This window comes from Streptomyces sp. NPDC023527 (assembly GCF_055560115.1).
In genome coordinates this window covers 627,968-643,625 of record NZ_JBVHJJ010000002.1, presented here as the reverse complement: position 1 = coordinate 643,625, position 15,658 = coordinate 627,968, and the positions used below count along the sequence as shown (strand labels likewise).

Genomic DNA, 15,658 nt, shown 5'->3' with positions numbered 1-15,658 from the left:
TTGTCCTCAATCGCCGGACGGGCTTGATTGGACGCGAGGGGCCGGGTCGCACTCAACGCGGAAACCGCCACAGGCATACTGGCGCCACCAGCACATCAAGCACCCGTCCGGAGGACACATGGCTCTGCAGCCCGAGATACTCGCCGCCTTCGAGGCGGCCAAGGGCTTCATGCCGGCCGACGAAGGGCTCGCCCTCCACGCCGCCGCGGAGCAGGCCGCGGCGGCGCTCCCGCTCCCCCTGCTGGAAGTGGGCACATACTGCGGGCGGTCGACGATTCTGCTCGCCGCCGCCGCGCGGGCGGCCGGGACGACGGCCGTGACCGTCGACCACCACCGCGGCAGCGAGGAGCAGCAGCCGGGCTGGGAGTACCACGACGCCTCCGTCGTCGACCCCGCCGTGGGGCGCATGGACACGCTGCCCACCTTCCGGCGGACGCTGCACCAGACCGGGCTGGAGGAGCACGTCATCGCGATCGTCGGCCGGTCGCCGCAGGTCGCGGCCGTGTGGGGGCAGCCGCTGGGGCTGGTGTTCATCGACGGCGGGCACACCGATGAGCACGCGAGCGCCGACTACGAGGGGTGGGCGCCGCACGTCGCGGACGGCGGACTGCTCGTCATCCACGATGTGTTCGCCGACCCGGCGGACGGCGGGCAGGCTCCGTACCGCGTGTACCGCAGGGCGCTGGAGTCCGGGGCGTTCACCGAGGTCTCGGTGACGCGTTCGCTGCACGTTCTGCGTCGTACCGGCATCGGGATCTGAGGAGCGGCGTTAGCATCGCCGGGTGTCCAAAGGCAGTTTTCCCCGTGTGCCCCGCCGCTTCGGCGGCACCCCGCTCGCCGTCGGGCTGGCGGTGGTGGTGCCCGCCGGCCTCGCGGGCTGGCTGCTGTGGGACGACGGCGGAGGTTCGGACGACGGCGCCAAGCGGCCGGCGGCCGCGGCCTCGCCGGCCGGCTCATCGGCCGGCTCGCCGCCCTCCGCGCTGAGGTCGAGCCCGGCCGGCGAGCCGACCCGCGCGCCGTCCACGAGCGCCACCCACAGCCCGGCCGGCAAGCCGTCCGCGGACGACGCTCCGGCCGTCGACGGCCCGCTCAAGGGCAAGGTCGTCGTCGTCGACCCCGGACACAACATCCGCAACAGCGAGCACACCGCCGAGATCAACCGCTCCGTCGACATCGGCACGGGCCGCAAGGAGTGCGACACCACCGGTACGTCCACGGACGGCGGTTACGCCGAAGCGACGTTCAGCCTCGATGTCGCCCACCGCATCCGGGACATCCTGCGGAAGCAGGGCGCGAAGGTCACGCTGACCCACGACGGCGAGCGGGCGTACGGGCCGTGCGTGACGGAGCGGGCCAGGATCGGCAACGAGGCGCACGCCGACGCCGCGGTGTCCGTGCACGCGGACGGTTCGGCCGTCGGCAACCGCGGCTTCCATGTGATCCTGCCCGCCCAGGTGAAGGGCGGCGCCGCGGACACCGCCCCGATCGTCGGGCCGTCGAAGGCGCTGGGCGAGCGGGTCGCGGGCTACTTCGTGCGCGCCACCGGAAGCGGGCCGTCGAATTACATCGGCGGCGGAACGGGCCTCGATACCCGCGGGGATCTGGGTGGACTCAATCTCTCCACCGTGCCCAAGGTATTCATCGAATGCGGCAATATGCGCGATCCGCAGGACGCCGGACATCTCACCGACCCGGAATGGCGCGAGAAGGCGGCGCAGGGGATCGCGAACGGTATCGCGGACTTCCTGGGCGGGTAACGACCGTACGTACCGGCAGGCCACAGGCATGTCACGACGGTGATACGAAGGAGACGCCCCGCCCGTGCGGGCGATAGGTTCACCCGTACGATGGGGGGCCACCCCCGCGCCCCCGCATCTCGCGTACCGGCGACAGCGACGACACTGATCAACACTGACAAAGGACTTTAGGTGAACATCCGCTCCCTCACTCGAGGCGACGGCGTGGTGATCGGAGCAGCGGTGTTGCTGTTCATCGCCTCGTTCCTCAACTTCTACTCGTACGACTGCGAGTCCATCGGCTGCCCGACGGAGCCCAATGGCTGGAAGGCCGGACTCTTCCCCGTACTGCCGTCGATCTTCCTCGCCGGGATCATCGCCGCCGCCCTCATCGTCGCCGCGCGTTTCCAGCCCGAGGGCCGCAAGCTCGTCGGCCTGAGCCTGGACCAGTGGGGCATCGCGCTCTCCGTGTTCGCCGCGTGGTCCTCGGTGTGGACGATCCTCGGCGGCGGGGAGCGGGTGGACCCGGGCGTCGGCCAGGTGCTGGGTCTGGTCGCCACGCTGGCGCTCGCCGCGTCGGCGCTGCTCACCCCGCGCACCCCGGCGCTGAAGGCCCCGCTCGTCGGCGCCCCGGGCCCGCAGGCCCCGTCCCCGTACGGTGCCGGCCCGAACCCGGGCTACGGCTACCCCGGTGGCATGCAGCAGGGCGCCCCGGCCCCCTACGGCGCCGCGCAGCAGCAGCCGTACGGCGCCCAGCCCGCTCAGCCGCAGGCTCAGCAGGCGCCGCAGGAGCCGAGCACCGGCGGTGCGGCCGCCGCGCCGGCTCCGCAGCAGGGCGCGGCCCAGCCGGCCGCGCCGGCCGCCGACTTCGCCCCGTTCTGGTTCGCCGTTCCGGTGGCGCGTCCGCTGTACGGCGAGGACGGTTCGCCGACGCCGGTCGCCGAGCTCGCGCCCGGCACCTGGTACCTCGCCGTGGAGCAGCGCGGCCAGGCGCTCGTCGCCCAGACGCAGGACGGGCGTCGTGGTGTGCTCCAGGACACCACGGGCATCCAGCGCGGCTGACGCGCACGCTCCGCTCTTCTCGACGGCGGCCCGCCGGGGTTCTCCCGGCGGGCCGCCGTCTTGTCCGGGGGCGTGCCCGCCCGTACGGTCGATGAATTGACGAACCGTCAGTTCCCGCACCGGCTCTGCGGTGTCGGCCTACAGGGGGCGGCTATGCGACTCGGCCTCGCGCTCGGCTACTGGGGCCGCGGCCCCGATCCCGGGCAGCTCGGTCTCGTACAGGAGGCGGAGCGGCTCGGCTACGACTCGGTGTGGACGGCCGAGTCCTGGGGCTCGGACGTCTTCACCACGCTCACCTGGATCGCCGCGCACACCCGGCGCATCCGGCTCGGTACGGCGGTGGCGCAGATGGCCGCCCGCGCCCCCACGGCCACGGCGATGCACGCCCTCACCCTCGACCACCTCTCCGGCGGGCGGCTGCTGCTCGGCCTCGGGCTGTCGGGGCCGCAGGTGGTGGAGGGGTGGTACGGGCGGCCGTTCCCGGAGAGCCCGCTGACGGCGACGCGGGAGTACGTGGACGTGGTCCGCCAGGTCCTGCGCCGCGAGGCACCGGTGACGCTCGACGGCCGCTATCACGCCCTCCCCTACCGCGGGCCCGGCGCCACCGGCCTCGGCAAACCGCTCCGGTCCATCGTCCATCCGCTGCGCCCCGGGCTGCCGGTGCTGCTCGGCGCCGAGGGACCGCGGAACATCGCCCAGACCGTGCGGATCGCCGACGGCTGGCTGCCGCTGTACTGGTCGCCGATGCGCACGGAGCTCTACACCGCCGCCCTCGCCGAGGCGGCGGAGGGGTTTCTCGTCGCGCCCGTGGCCCAGGCGCGGGTCTGCGAGGACGTCGCGGAGGGGCTGCGTCCGGTGAAGGCGATGCTCGGTCTCTACGTCGGCGGCATGGGGCACGCGGGGCGCAACTTCCATGCCGCGCTCATGGCGCGGATGGGGTTCGCGGAGGAGGCGCGGCGGGTGCAGGAGCTCTACCTGGCCGGGCGGCGGGAGGAGGCCGTCGCGGCCGTGCCGGACGACTTCGCCGACGAGATCTCGCTCGTCGGACCGCGGGCGCGGATCGCGGAGCGCCTGGAGCTGTGGCGGGCCGGGCCGGTCACCGATCTGCTGGTCGCGGCGCCCGACCTCCGCACCCTGCGGACCCTGGCCGAGCTGAACTCCTGAGGGCCGGGCGTCAGCGCTCCTTGGGCTTGCCCTTCCCGAACAGCCAGGTGTCGAAGAGCCTCTTGAGGTCCTTGCCCGACTTCCTCTCGCACAGCGCGATGAACTGCGCCGTGTCGGCGTTGCCGTGGCGGTGGTCCGCGGCCCAGGTCCGTACGACGGCGAAGAAGGTGTCGTCGCCCATGGTCCGGCGCAGCTTGTGCAGCACCATGGCGCCGCGGCCGTAGACCGGTGGGTCGGAGATCGTCTTCGGGGTCGGGGAGGTGGGCGGGAAGGCCCAGATGCCGGGGCTCTCGTCGTCCTCGCCGTCGTAGAAGTCGTCGAATATCCGCTGCGCGGTGCGTCCGCCCCGCTTCTCCTCCCACAGCCACTCGGCGTACTGCGCGAAGCCTTCGTTCAGCCACATGTCGCGCCAGGTGCGGGGCGTGACGGAGTTGCCGAACCACTGGTGGGCGAGCTCGTGCACGACGATCGCGTCGGTCGGCGCGGAGTCGAAATACGGCTTGGTCTGGGTCTCCAGGGCGTAGTCGACGTAGTCGTTGTGGTCGATGACCGCGCCGGCGGAGGAGAAGGGATACGGGCCGAACAGTCCGCTCGCCCACTCGATGACCTCGGGCAGCAGCTTCGCCATCCGCCGCCCGGCCGCGGCCTCTTCGGGGTGGGTGGCGATATAGAGCGGCAGGTCGCCCGCCTTGCCGGTGGTGACCTGGAATTCATTGACGGCGACGCTCGCCAGATAGCCGGCCATGGGCTCGCCGTTGTGCCAGGAGAAGGTCGTCCGGCCACCCCGCTCCTCCTTGCGCCTGAGCTCTCCGTTGGCCACGGCGGTGAATCCGGTGGGCACGGTCACGGTGATGTCGTAGGTGGCCTTGTCGGAGGGGTGGTGGTTGCCGGGAAACCACGCCATGGAGCCCGTCGGCTGGCCGAGCGCGGCCGCGCCGTCGTCCGTCTCGACCCATCCCTCGACGGATTCACCGTCCGCGTCGGTGATCTCCTTCGGCACCCCTTCGTAGACGACGACCGTCTCGAACTCGCGCCCCTTGCCGACCGCCGCGCGGGGCGTGACCGTCAGCTCGCTGCCCTTCCTCGCCGTGCGGGCGGGCTCGCCGTCGACGCGGGCGGAGCGCACCCGCAGCCCCTTGAGGTCGAGGTTGAAGGCTTCCAGCTCCTGCGTGGCCCGTGCGGTGATCACGGCGGTGGCGCGCAGGCGATTGGAGTCGGGGGTGTAGTCGAGCGTCAGGCCGTAGTGCGCGACGTCATAACCGCCGTTGCCCAGGCGCGGGAAGAGCGGGTCGCCGACGCCGGCCGCGCCCGCCTTCCCGTTCGTCCCGCCCGTACCGCCGTCGGTGCAGGAGGTGACGAGCACCAGCGCCGTGGTCAGCAGCGCGCCCCGCAGCGGGCGGCGGCGCGCCACCGCGCGACGCCGGACGGAAGGCACGGAAGGTCCGGTTGTGGCAGTCACGCCCGCAATGCTCTCATCACCCCCGACACCCACTCAGAAGTTGGTCCGGTCCAGCCAGAAGTCCAGCACCCCGCGGTCGCCGACGACCTCGACGCGCTCGCTGTCGGCCGACTGCCGCCGGTAGAAGACGCTCAGCAGATCGCGGAGCGGGCCGCGGACGGCGACGGCCGCCTTCACATGGGCGCGGCGCCAGTCGATGCGGTCGCCGCTGAAGTCGATGAACCACTCCGCGTCGAGCTCGGGCGCGGTGTCCGTGGCGTGCAGGTGCAGGGTGCGGCCGGGGCCGAACAGCTCCTTGTAGAGCGGGTTGTACTCCCTGGCGATCGGGCTGCTGATGATCTCCAGCCATTCGTCGACGCAGTCCGCGGCGACGTCCGCGACCACGTCGAACTCCACCCCGGTGGTGCCCTCGACGTCGGCGCGGTGCACCACCGTCTCGTGCGTCATCCGGCGGGCCCAGAAGAAGGCGGTCTGCTCCACGCCGTACGTCCATGCCGGGGAGTCGGGCCCCACCTCGCGCAGGAGCTCCGCCAGAGCCTCGGCGCCCTCGGCGAGCCAGGCGTCGAAGGCGGCGACACCGGCGTCGAGGGCCGGCTCACCGGGGCCGGGCACCGGGATGCCACCGGCCTCGGCGGGGATCTCGTACTCGGTGGTCTTCGTCCGTACGAACCGGTCGGCGTTCCGGTGGGCCTGGCCGACGTGCAGCAGGAGGTGGGCCAGCGTCCACTCCGGGCACGTGGGCACGGTGGCGGTGAGGTCGGCTCCCCGCACGGCGGAGCGCAGCAGCTCCGTCTGCTCGACGATCTCGGAACAGTAGCGGTCATGACTGAGTTTGGTCATGACAGCACTGTAGAACTCACCACTGACAACGCGCTTTTCATGGAGGATTCGTAGAGCGCGTTCCGCTTACGCCGCCGCCGGCCGGCCCGGCGTACACCGGACCGGCGACAGCGGTGCGGGCCTAGCAGCAGTCCGGTTCGAGGCCGACGGGCAGCCGTTCGCCGCCGAAGACGGCGGTCGTCGCCTCGTCGCCGCCCAGCGCCGCCGCGGCCAGCAGCAGGGAGCCGGCCGTCCAGGCGGTGAGCTCCTCCGGCCAGATGGCGTCGTCGTCGAAGACGTACCCGGTCCAGTACATGCCGTTCTCGGCCCGCAGGTGCTGGATCCACTGGAGGATCTCCAGAGCACGGTCGGACTCGCCCATCACCCAGAGGGCGAGCGCCAGTTCGCAGCTCTCGCCGCCGGTCACCCACGGGTTGGGCAGGACGCAGCGCACACCGAGGCCGGGGACCACGAAGCGTTCCCAGCCCTCCTCGATGCGCTCCTTGGCCGCCGGGCCGGTGAGCGCGCCGCCGAGGACCGGGTAGTACCAGTCCATGGAGTAGTGGTTCTTGTCGAGGAACCGCTCGGGGTGGTGGCGGATCGCGTGCGCCAGCAGGCCGGTCGCCAGCTCCCAGTCGGGCTGCGGCTCCTCGCGGTGCTCGGCGATGGCCAGGGCGCAGCGCAGCGCCTGGTGGATGGAGGAGGAGCCGGTGAGCAGGGCGTCGGTGACGTCCGCTCCCCCGTCCTCCTCGGACTCCCGCTTCCAGCCGATCTGCCCGCCGGGCTGCTGGAGTTGGAGGACGAACTCCACGGCGGCGAAGACGGTCGGCCACATGCGGTCGAGGAAGGCGTCGTCGCCGGTGGAGAGGTAGTGGTGCCAGACGCCTACGGCGACGTAGGCGACGAAGTTGGTCTCCCGGCCGCGGTCGGTGGGCTCGTCGGCGGCGCCGTCGGCGTAGGCGGCGTACCAGGAGCCGTCGGAATTCTGGTGGTCGGCGAGCCAGCGGTAGGCGGCCTCGGCGCGGTCGTGCTCGCCGGCGGCGTCCAGGGCCATGGCCGCCTCGACGTGGTCCCACGGGTCGAGGTGGTGGCCCCGGAACCAGGGTATGGCGCCGTCCTCGCGCTGCACGGCGGCGATGGCGGCCACCGTCCGGTCGGCCTGCTCGGCGGTGAGGACACCGGGCAGGACGAGGCGTTCGGTGCGGCCCGGGCCGCGGCTGAAGGTGGTCACTACGCGCCCGCCTCGCTGAGGTGCGGCTTGGTCGCGTAGGCGACGAAGCTCTTGCCGATGACGGGGTTGAGGATCTGCTCGGCGATCCGGGTGGCCTTGGGCTTCTTCATGATGTCCCAGACCAGCAGCTTGTGGTACGCGCGGACGGGCAGCGCCTTGTCGTTGTCGACGCCGAAGGCGCACTTCAGCCACCAGTACGGGCTGTGCAGGCCGTGCGCGTGGTGGGTGCCGTAGGGCACGAGGCCGGCCTCGCGGATCCGGTCGAGGAGTTCGTCGCCGCGGTAGATGCGGATGTGCCCGCCCTCGACCTCGTGGTACGCGTCCGAGAGCGCCCAGCAGACCTTCTCGGGCCCGTAGCGGGGCACGGTGACGGCGATGCGGCCGCCGGGCTTGAGGACGCGGACCATCTCGGCGAGGACGCCCTTGTCGTCCGGGATGTGCTCCATGACCTCGGAGATGATGACGACGTCGAAGCTCTCGTCGGGGAACGGCAGGGCGAGTGCGTCGCCCTCCATGGCGGTGGCGGTGGCACCGGCGGGCGCCTCACCGGCCTCCTCCATGGCGGCGAACCACTTGGCGACCTCGCGTATCTCCTCGGCGTTGCGGTCGAGGGCGACGACCCGCGCTCCGCGCCGGTAGCACTCGAAGGCGTGCCGCCCCGCGCCGCAGCCCAGATCGAGGACGCGGTCGCCTGCGGCGAGCGGGAATCGGGAGAAATCGACGGTCAGCACGGGTCCTTGCTTTCGTCCGGCGGAAAAGGGGTGTGGGCTGCGCCCGGCTTGGTCGGGGTCGTGCCCGGCACGGTGTGGGCTGCGCCCGGCTTGGTCGGGGCTGCGCCCGGGGCGGGGTGAGGTGACACGGTCGGTTCGGCAGCGCCGGGGTCCGCGTCCTCGCCGTCGCGGCGGGGAGGACAGCCGACGCGGCCGGAAGCTCTGTCCGCCGCGGCGGCGGACCGCAAGTCCGGCAGCGCCGAGGCACCACGGCCACAACGGCCGGTTCGGCACCGCCGGGAACCGCCGTTCACGCCCTCGCCATCGCGGCGGGGAGAACGGCCGGACCGGCCGGAAGCCCACTCCGCCGTCGCGGCGGACCGCAAGTCCGGCAGCGCCGAAGCACCACAGCCGCAACAGCCGGTTCGGCACCGCCGGAATCCGCCGTTCACACCCTCGCCATCGCGGCGGGAAGAACGGCCGTCGCGGGCGGAAACCCTCTCCGCCGCGGCGGCGGACCACCACGACGTCGTGGTCCGGCGGTGCCGTGCCCGGCCGGTGCCCGTTGGTTGCGGCCGCGTCGAGCCGGCGGCATGCCCCGTCGTGGCCACGGGGCCCACTACTCGCGCCTGCCGGACGGCCGGACGGCCGCACCGCCGCCCGCATGGGCGCCCGCGAGGGCCGCCTGATGGGCGATCGCCTCGCGGTAGTGCTCGGCCGTGCCGATCGCCGCCTGGCGCCAGGTGAAGCGGGACAGTACGCGCTCGCGGCCCGCCGCGCCGAGGCGGCGGCGCAGGTCCGGGTCGGTCAGCAGCTGGGAGAGCGCGGCGGCCAGCGCGCCCGCGTCGCCCGGCGGTACGGCCAGGCAGGTCTCGCCGTCGGGGCCGGCGACCTCCGGGATCGCGCCGCCGGTGGTGGCCACCAACGGCGTGCCCGTGGCCATGGCCTCGGCGGCCGGCAGGGAGAACCCCTCGTACAGCGAGGGCACGCACGCGATCTGCGCCGAGCGCACCAGGTCGACGAGTTCCGCGTCGGTGATGCCCTTGACGAACTCGACGGCGCCGTCGAGCCCGTACCGCTCGATCGCCGCCGCGACCGGCCCGTTCTCGGCGCGCTTGCCCACGACGACGAGGTGGGCGGCGGGGTTGTCGGCGCGGACCGCCGCGAGCGCCTCGACCAGGTGGATCAGGCCCTTGAGCGGCACGTCCGCGCTGGAGGTGGTGACGATGCGGCCGGGCACCTCCGCGACGGACGGGTCCGGGGAGAAGAGGTCGGTGTCGGCGCCGATGTGCACGACGTGGACCCGGCCCGGCTCGACGCCGAGGTCGTCGACGATCTCCGCGCGGGAGGAGCCGGAGACGGTCAGCACGGACGGCAGCCGGCGGGCGACCCGCTTCTGCATCCGCGTGAAGCCGTACCAGCGCCGCACGGACGCGCGGCGCTTCCAGCTCTCGGCGGCGGCGAGGTCCAGCCGCCGGTCGACGGTGATGGGGTGGTGGATGGTGGTGACCAGCGGGGCGCCCAGCGCGGTGGGGCCGCCGAGGAGCCCGTAGCCGAGCGTCTGGTTGTCGTGGACGACGTCGAACCGGCCGCGCCGCGCGGCCAGATGGCGACGCGCGCGCAGGCTGAACGTGAGCGGCTCGGGGAAGCCGCCGGTCCACATCGTGGCGACCTCCAGCGCGTCGACCCAGTCGCGGTACTCGCCGAGCCGGGGCGTGCGGAAGGGGTCCGGCTGGCGGTAGAGGTCGAGGCTCGGGAGCTCGGTGAGGGTGACGCCCTCGTCCACGACGGGGTACGGCTGGGCGCCGATGACCTCGACGGTGTGGCCGAGGCGGGCGAGTTCGCGGGAGAGGTGGCGTACGTAGACGCCTTGGCCGCCGCAGAACGGGTTCCCCTTGTAGGTGAGCATCGCGATCCGCAGCGGGCGGTCGCCGTCCCCGCCCGGGAGGCCGCCTTCTCGCGCGAGTGCTGCCTCCGTGGCCTCAGCGGTCACTCCCGGCCTCCTTCTCGCTGCTGTTCCCGCCGGAGCGTAACCGGTCGCGCTAATCTAGAACAAGTTTCAGACTGGTCCGTCCAGAAGCCTTGAATCTACCGGCCGAACAGACAGTCGACAGGACGGGATCGGGTGATTCGCGCCACGACCCGGCCCCTGCCATGCTGTGCCGTCCGGGCCGCTCAGACACCGCTGGATGGATTGTCACGGAATGGGACATATGACTACGGAATCCACGTCGGCGACCGCACCGGCCGCGCCCGTCACGTCCACCCTGCCCCTGACCGAGCGTCAAGAGGCCCGGCGCCGCCGCATCCTGGACGCCACGACCCGGCTGGCGACCCGCGGCGGCTTCGACGCCGTGCAGATGCGCGAGGTCGCCGAGTCGTCGAGCGTCGCGCTCGGCACGCTCTACCGCTACTTCCCCTCCAAGATCCATCTGCTGGTCGCCACGATGCAGGACCAGCTCCAGCAGCTGCACGCGACGCTGCGCAAGCGCCCACCGACGGAGGAGGAGCCGGCCGCGCGAGTGGCGCAGACGCTGATGCGGGCCTTCCGCGCGATGCAGCGCGAGCCCCATCTCGCCGACGCCATGGTGCGCGCCCTCACCTTCGCCGACCGCTCGGTGAGCGCCGAGGTCGACACGGTCTCCCGGCTCACCACGGCGATCATCCTGGACGCGATGGGGCCGGGCGGGCCGCCCACGCCCGAGCAGCTCTCGGCCGTCCGCGTCATCGAGCACACCTGGCACTCGGCACTGATCACCTGGCTGTCGGGGCGCGCCTCCATCGCGCAGGTGCGGATCGACATCGAGACGGTCTGCCGGCTCATCGCGCTCACCACGCCGCGCTGATCAGCCATCGCCCACATTCCGCCGTGAAGCAAGAGGTTCCAGGGGGCGCGTTCGAGTGAACTTGGGGCGCATACGGCGAGAAACGTGCGCCCTTGCGCCCCCCAAAGGTCAGTTATCCACGCCCAGGACAGTGGCACACGCCGGTATGACTAATCGACGTGACCGGTGCAGCAGTCGCTGCACGGGAAGCGGGAAGGGCGGGGGACGTGATCCGGGTTTTATTGGTGCACGACACCTATCTGCTGCGCGCGGCACTGGCGGCAGTCCTCGGCAGAGAGCCGGATCTGGAGGTCTCCTCGGCATCGTGGCAACGCGCCGTCTCCGCCTCGCGGACCCACCGGCCCGATGTCTGCGTGGTGGACATGGACAGCCCCGACGCGGACGGCCCACGGGGCCTGCGGGCCCTGTCGGCCCGATGTTGCGGTGTTGGCGGAACGGCTGCCCTGCTGGCCCTGGCGACCGCGGACCGGCCGGGGCCACTGCGCCGGGCGTATGAGGAGAGGGCCTTGGGATATCTGAGCAAAAACGCTTCACCGGACCGGCTGGTCGAGGGCATAAGGCATGTGGCGAAGGGGGAGCGCTACATCGACGAGTCGCTCGGCTTCGGCTTCCTGGCCGCCGCCGAGATCCCGCTGACGAGGCGTGAGCTGAGCGTGCTGTCCCTCGCCGCGGAGGGCGCGTCCAGCGGGGAGATCGCCCGGAGCCTGCACCTGTCCCTCGGGACCGTGCGCAACTACCTGGCGGCGATCACCCGGAAGACCGGGGCCCGCAACCGCGTCGACGCGATCCGCATATCGCGGGGCGCGGGGTGGGTGTGAGGGCGGTGCGGAGCGGGCGGCCGGGCCCGGCTCAGGGCGTAGCCGCGTGCCAGCGCCCCACCAGGTCCCGGTAGAGGGCCGAGGATTCGAGCAGTTCGTGATGGCGCCCGCAGACGGCGCGGGCGCCGTCCATCACCAGCACCCGGTCGGCGCGGCGCGCGGAGCTGATCCGGTGGGCCACCACGATCAGGGTGCCGGGCCGGGTGGCGAAGGCCCGCTCGGCGCGGGCCTCCGCCACGGGGTCCAGATGGCAGGTCGCCTCGTCCAGCAGCACGAGGGGCGCACGGGCCAGATGCGCCCGGCCCAGGGCGACGAGCTGCCGTTCGCCCTGCGACAGCGCGGCGGGGTCGAGCCCGGCGTCCGGCCCGCCCAGCCGCCCCGCCAGCTCCTCCAGCCCCACCGCCGCCATCGAGGCCGCGAGGTCAGCCTCGCTCGCCCCGTCCGGCCGGAGGTAGAGGAGGTTCTCGCGGAGAGTGCCGGTGAAGACGTACGCCTGCTGCGGGATCAGCACGCGCCGCTCCGCCGCGCCGTGGCCCACGGCCTGTCCGGCGACCCGCACCTCGCCCCGGTCCGGTACGAGCATCCCGGCGACCAGCGCCGTCAGCGTGGACTTGCCGATGCCGCTGGGGCCGACCACGACCAGGTGCTCGCCGGGCTCGACGACGAGGTCGAGATCGCGTACGACGGGTAGGGCGCGCGGACCGTAGGCGAAGGTCACCGACCGCAGCTCGACGCGTGGCGGCGGCGCGGTGGCCGATGCCGGCGGCCGCTTCCCGGCGCCATGACCGTCACCGTCGCCGCCCCCGTCGCCGCCGTCCGTCCCGGCCGTGAGGCGGTCGAGCACCACCAGCAGCCGGGTTCCGGACGCCCCGAGCGCGTTCATCAGGGTGTGCAGGGCGGGCAGCAGCGCCTGGATCAGATAGGTGAGCGCGCCCAGCAGTTCACCGGCCGTGAGCCCCCGGTCGAGCAGCCAGGGCGCGGCGACGAGCAGCAGCACCACCGGCAGCTGCCCGGCGACACCGAGCGCCAGGGACCGCACCGCCGCCCAGCCGGCGAGCGAACGGGCCGCCCGCACCTCGGCGTCGACGAGCGTGCCCGCCCGGTCGGCCACCCGGTGCTCCGCGCCGCACGCGACCACGTCGCGCAGCCCGTCGGCGAGCGCGCCGAACTCCGTGGACAGCCGCTCGTCCGCACCCAGGAAGTCCTGCTGGCGGGCGGCCATCGGCGCCAGGGTCGCCACGAAGAGGCCCAGGCCCAGCACCAGCGGCGGCACGACGACCACCAGCAGGAGCGGCGCGAGGGACGCCAGGCCGAGCAGCGCCCCGGCGGCGGTGAAGACGAACGACCGGGCCACCAGGACCAGCCCCGCGAAGCTGTCGCGGGCCAGCTCCGTCTGGTGGGTCAGCCGGGAGACCACGGCGCTGTCCGCCGGCGCGGAGCCGGTCACCGCCTCCCGCAGCGACTTCGCCACGACGCGGCGCACCAGCCCGTCGCGGAGCGGTTCGACGAGGTCGGCCAGCCCGCGGAACACCCCTCCCATGGCCAGGCCCCCGACCACGATCGTCACGGCGGCGACCGCCAGCCACACCAGCCCGACGCCGGGCCGCCCCGCCAGGAACCCGTCGTCGAGGGCGCGGGCGACGCTGTATCCCCCGAGAAAGGTCTGCCCGGACTCCAGCAACGACCACCCACCGAGCCCCACCAGCACCCGCTTCCGACGCCCCAGGAACCGGCGCGCCTCCGGCAGCACACGCCGGGCGGGTCCGGGTCGCGCGACGCGGCTCACGGGTCGACCTTCCGGTCGGAGGGCGCGGCGGACGGCCGCGACCGGCGGCCGCGTGGCGGAACGGTCCGCGCGCCGCCGGACCGCCCCCGGCCGTACGACCCACCGTCCGGCCGACCCACCCGCGCGATCCCCCTCACCGCCCCACCCCCCGATCCACGCCCGGCCGCACAGCGGGGGCGTCCGTCCGGGGTCCCGGGTCGGCGGCGGCTCGTACGCCCGGGAGTGGCTCACCTTCCCCCTCCTCCGCGAACACCGCCCGGTACTCCGGCAGTTCCCACAGCCTCTCGTGCGGGCCCACCGCTCGTATGCGGCCGTCCTCCAGCCAGGCGACGTGGTCGGCGCGGGCCGCGGAGGAGACGCGGTGGGCTATCAGCAGGCGGGTGCCCGCGCGGACGTCGTGTGCCAGGGCTCGGCCCACGTGCATTTCGGTGACGCTGTCCAGGCTCGACGTGGCGTCGTCGAGGATCAGGAGCCGGCCCGCGTGGGCGAAGGCGCGGGCCAGGCCGAGCCGTTGGAGTTCGCCGCCGGACAGGGGCGCGTCGGTGAGGGCCGTGGCGTAGCCGCCGGGGAGCAGGCGGAGGAAGCCGTCCGCGCCGGCGGCCCGCGCCGCGGCCTCGACCGTGGCGTCGTCGGGGTCGTACGGCCCGAACGCGATGGCCGCGCCGACGGTGTCGCCGAACAGGGCGGGCCGCTCGAAGGCGTAGCCGATCTCCCTCCGCAGCTGCGCGGGATCGGCCTCGGTCAGTGGTACGCCGTCGAGCAGCACCTGCCCGTGGGCGGGGTCGGCCAGCCGGCCGGCCACGGCGGCCAGGACGGACTTGCCCGCGCCGGAGCGGCCGACGACGGCCGTCGTCGTGCCGCCGGGCACCACCAGGTCGACGCCGCGCAGCACCTCGCGGCCGCCGTGCGTGACGCTCACCCCGCGCAGTTCGAGCCGCCCGGGGCCGTCGGGGGGCAGGGGGCGCGTCCCGTACGGCACGGTGGGCAGGGCCAGGAGTTCGGCGGTGCGCCCGGCGGCGGCGCGGCCGCGGACCAGGGCGTTGAGCTGTCCCACCACCGAGCCGAGGCCGGCGGCGAGTGCCGCGTAGCGGGAGGCCGCGAGGAGTTCGCCGACGCTCAGGTCCCCGGCGGCCAGGCGCACCCCGCCGACCGCGAGGACGGCCGTCTGCAGCAGCGGCACCAGGATGCCGCCCTGGACGACGGCCCGTCCGTACACCTGCCACATGCGGCGGCCCTGGGTGCTCAGTTCGGGCAGCGGTGCCAGGATCCGGTCGCGCTCGCGCCCGGCGGTGCCGGCGGCGGCGACGGTGCGGGCGCCGCCGAGGGCCTCGACGAGCCGGGCGGCGATCTCGCCCTGGACGCGCTGGTAGCGGGCGACGCTGTCGGAGGAGCTACGGGCGAAGGCGCGCAGGAAGAGGAAGAGGGCGGGGGCCCCGGCGAGGAAGACCGCGGCGAGCCAGAGGTCGATGGTGGCCAGCGCGATCAGTCCGCCGAGCGGGGCGATGAGGGCCGCGGCGCCGGCGGCGGCGGTCGCCGGGGCGGTGCCCGCCTCCGCCGCGTTGCCGGTCAGCCGGGTGACCAGGTCGCCGGCGGTGAGCCGGGAGGCGTGCCGCGGTCCGGCGGCCAGCAGCCGTGCCAGGCCGCGGCGGCGCAGCCAGGCGGCGGCGCGTGCGTTCGTGGTGCCGGTGAGGAAGGCGTCCAGGGCTTCGAGGAGGACCTCGGCGCCGATGAGCGCGGCGCACAGGGCCGTCCAGAGCGACAGGGCGTCACCGCGGCCGAGGGCCAGGTCGAGGGTGTGCCCGAGGACGGCGGGCAGGGCGAGCGCGCAGGCCGCGGCCGCCGTGCTGAACAGGAAGATCGCCGCGGTGCGGCCGGCGCTGTGCCGGGCGGCGGCCAGCAGCAGCCGGTCGGCGTCCGGGGTGTGCGGCGTCGTGGCCATGCGCGGTGGTCCTCGTCCGTGGGAGCGGCGGCGGGGCCGGCGGAGGGCGCGAACCGGTCCCGGACGGCGAGCCGCCCGGGACCGGTTC

At 73.8% G+C, this 15,658-nt stretch carries 13 protein-coding genes; 6 read left to right on the top strand and 7 right to left on the bottom strand.

Annotated elements, in window-relative coordinates:
- Nucleotides 1–118 precede the first annotated feature (118 nt).
- The 4 genes from ACZ303_RS06450 to ACZ303_RS06435 all read left to right on the top strand — a co-directional run bounded on the left by ACZ303_RS06450 (nucleotide 119) and on the right by ACZ303_RS06435 (nucleotide 3,962).
- Nucleotides 119–760 carry a class I SAM-dependent methyltransferase gene (locus ACZ303_RS06450; RefSeq protein WP_467335608.1) on the top strand — a complete coding sequence of 214 codons (642 nt, stop codon included), beginning with the start codon at nucleotides 119–121 and terminating at the stop codon, nucleotides 758–760.
- A gap of 22 nt (nucleotides 761–782) precedes the next feature.
- A complete protein-coding gene (locus ACZ303_RS06445) occupies nucleotides 783–1,757 on the top strand; it encodes an N-acetylmuramoyl-L-alanine amidase (RefSeq protein ID WP_467335606.1) in 975 nt (324 codons plus the stop codon).
- A 171-nt stretch (nucleotides 1,758–1,928) separates the two neighbouring features.
- Nucleotides 1,929–2,798 (top strand): hypothetical protein, encoded by an 870-nt coding sequence (locus tag ACZ303_RS06440; protein WP_467335604.1) that lies wholly within the window; start codon nucleotides 1,929–1,931, stop codon nucleotides 2,796–2,798.
- Nucleotides 2,799–2,951: 153 nt separating this feature from the next.
- Nucleotides 2,952–3,962, top strand: a complete 1,011-nt coding sequence (locus ACZ303_RS06435; RefSeq protein ID WP_467335602.1) for an LLM class F420-dependent oxidoreductase — start codon at nucleotides 2,952–2,954, stop codon at nucleotides 3,960–3,962.
- 10 nt (nucleotides 3,963–3,972) lie between these two features.
- Here ACZ303_RS06435 and ACZ303_RS06430 read toward each other — a convergent pair whose 3' ends face one another.
- The 5 genes from ACZ303_RS06430 to ACZ303_RS06410 all read right to left on the bottom strand — a co-directional run bounded on the left by ACZ303_RS06430 (nucleotide 3,973) and on the right by ACZ303_RS06410 (nucleotide 10,174).
- The gene (locus ACZ303_RS06430; protein ID WP_467335600.1) at nucleotides 3,973–5,421 is read right to left on the bottom strand and encodes a M1 family metallopeptidase; all 1,449 of its coding nucleotides are present in this window, start codon (nucleotides 5,419–5,421) and stop codon (nucleotides 3,973–3,975) included.
- Between the two features lie 33 nt (nucleotides 5,422–5,454).
- Nucleotides 5,455–6,261, bottom strand: a complete 807-nt coding sequence (locus tag ACZ303_RS06425; RefSeq protein ID WP_467335598.1) for a maleylpyruvate isomerase N-terminal domain-containing protein — start codon at nucleotides 6,259–6,261, stop codon at nucleotides 5,455–5,457.
- Between the two features lie 121 nt (nucleotides 6,262–6,382).
- Complete coding sequence (locus tag ACZ303_RS06420; protein ID WP_467335596.1) at nucleotides 6,383–7,471, bottom strand: prenyltransferase/squalene oxidase repeat-containing protein; 1,089 nt, start codon at nucleotides 7,469–7,471, stop codon at nucleotides 6,383–6,385.
- Nucleotides 7,471–8,202 carry a class I SAM-dependent methyltransferase gene (locus ACZ303_RS06415; protein ID WP_467335594.1) on the bottom strand — a complete coding sequence of 244 codons (732 nt, stop codon included), beginning with the start codon at nucleotides 8,200–8,202 and terminating at the stop codon, nucleotides 7,471–7,473. Before ACZ303_RS06415 ends, ACZ303_RS06420 begins: the two co-directional genes overlap by 1 nt.
- Before the next feature lie 598 nt (nucleotides 8,203–8,800).
- Complete coding sequence (locus ACZ303_RS06410) at nucleotides 8,801–10,174, bottom strand: glycosyltransferase family 4 protein (protein ID WP_467335592.1); 1,374 nt, start codon at nucleotides 10,172–10,174, stop codon at nucleotides 8,801–8,803.
- A 220-nt stretch (nucleotides 10,175–10,394) separates the two neighbouring features.
- On the opposite strand from ACZ303_RS06410, the gene ACZ303_RS06405 reads away from it, so the two are divergent.
- Together ACZ303_RS06405 and ACZ303_RS06400 are read left to right on the top strand one after the other, a co-directional pair.
- Nucleotides 10,395–11,027, top strand: coding sequence for a TetR family transcriptional regulator (locus tag ACZ303_RS06405; RefSeq protein WP_467335590.1), 633 nt, complete (start codon nucleotides 10,395–10,397; stop codon nucleotides 11,025–11,027).
- A 206-nt stretch (nucleotides 11,028–11,233) separates the two neighbouring features.
- Nucleotides 11,234–11,845 carry a response regulator transcription factor gene (locus ACZ303_RS06400; protein WP_467335588.1) on the top strand — a complete coding sequence of 204 codons (612 nt, stop codon included), beginning with the start codon at nucleotides 11,234–11,236 and terminating at the stop codon, nucleotides 11,843–11,845.
- A 31-nt stretch (nucleotides 11,846–11,876) separates the two neighbouring features.
- Here the strand turns inward: ACZ303_RS06400 and ACZ303_RS06395 are convergent, their stop codons facing one another.
- Complete coding sequence (locus tag ACZ303_RS06395; RefSeq protein WP_467335586.1) at nucleotides 11,877–13,631, bottom strand: ATP-binding cassette domain-containing protein; 1,755 nt, start codon at nucleotides 13,629–13,631, stop codon at nucleotides 11,877–11,879.
- A gap of 133 nt (nucleotides 13,632–13,764) precedes the next feature.
- A complete protein-coding gene (locus ACZ303_RS06390) occupies nucleotides 13,765–15,570 on the bottom strand; it encodes an ABC transporter ATP-binding protein (RefSeq protein WP_467335584.1) in 1,806 nt (601 codons plus the stop codon).
- Between the last annotated feature and the right edge of the window lie 88 nt (nucleotides 15,571–15,658).

Coding starts and splice junctions, on each gene's coding strand:
- ACZ303_RS06435 (WP_467335602.1), top strand. CDS start 2,952: ATGCGACTCGGCCTCGCGCTCGGCTACTGGGGCCGCGGCCCCGATCCC.
- ACZ303_RS06425 (WP_467335598.1), bottom strand. CDS start 6,261: ATGACCAAACTCAGTCATGACCGCTACTGTTCCGAGATCGTCGAGCAG.
- ACZ303_RS06450 (WP_467335608.1), top strand. CDS start 119: ATGGCTCTGCAGCCCGAGATACTCGCCGCCTTCGAGGCGGCCAAGGGC.
- ACZ303_RS06390 (WP_467335584.1), bottom strand. CDS start 15,570: ATGGCCACGACGCCGCACACCCCGGACGCCGACCGGCTGCTGCTGGCC.
- ACZ303_RS06405 (WP_467335590.1), top strand. CDS start 10,395: ATGACTACGGAATCCACGTCGGCGACCGCACCGGCCGCGCCCGTCACG.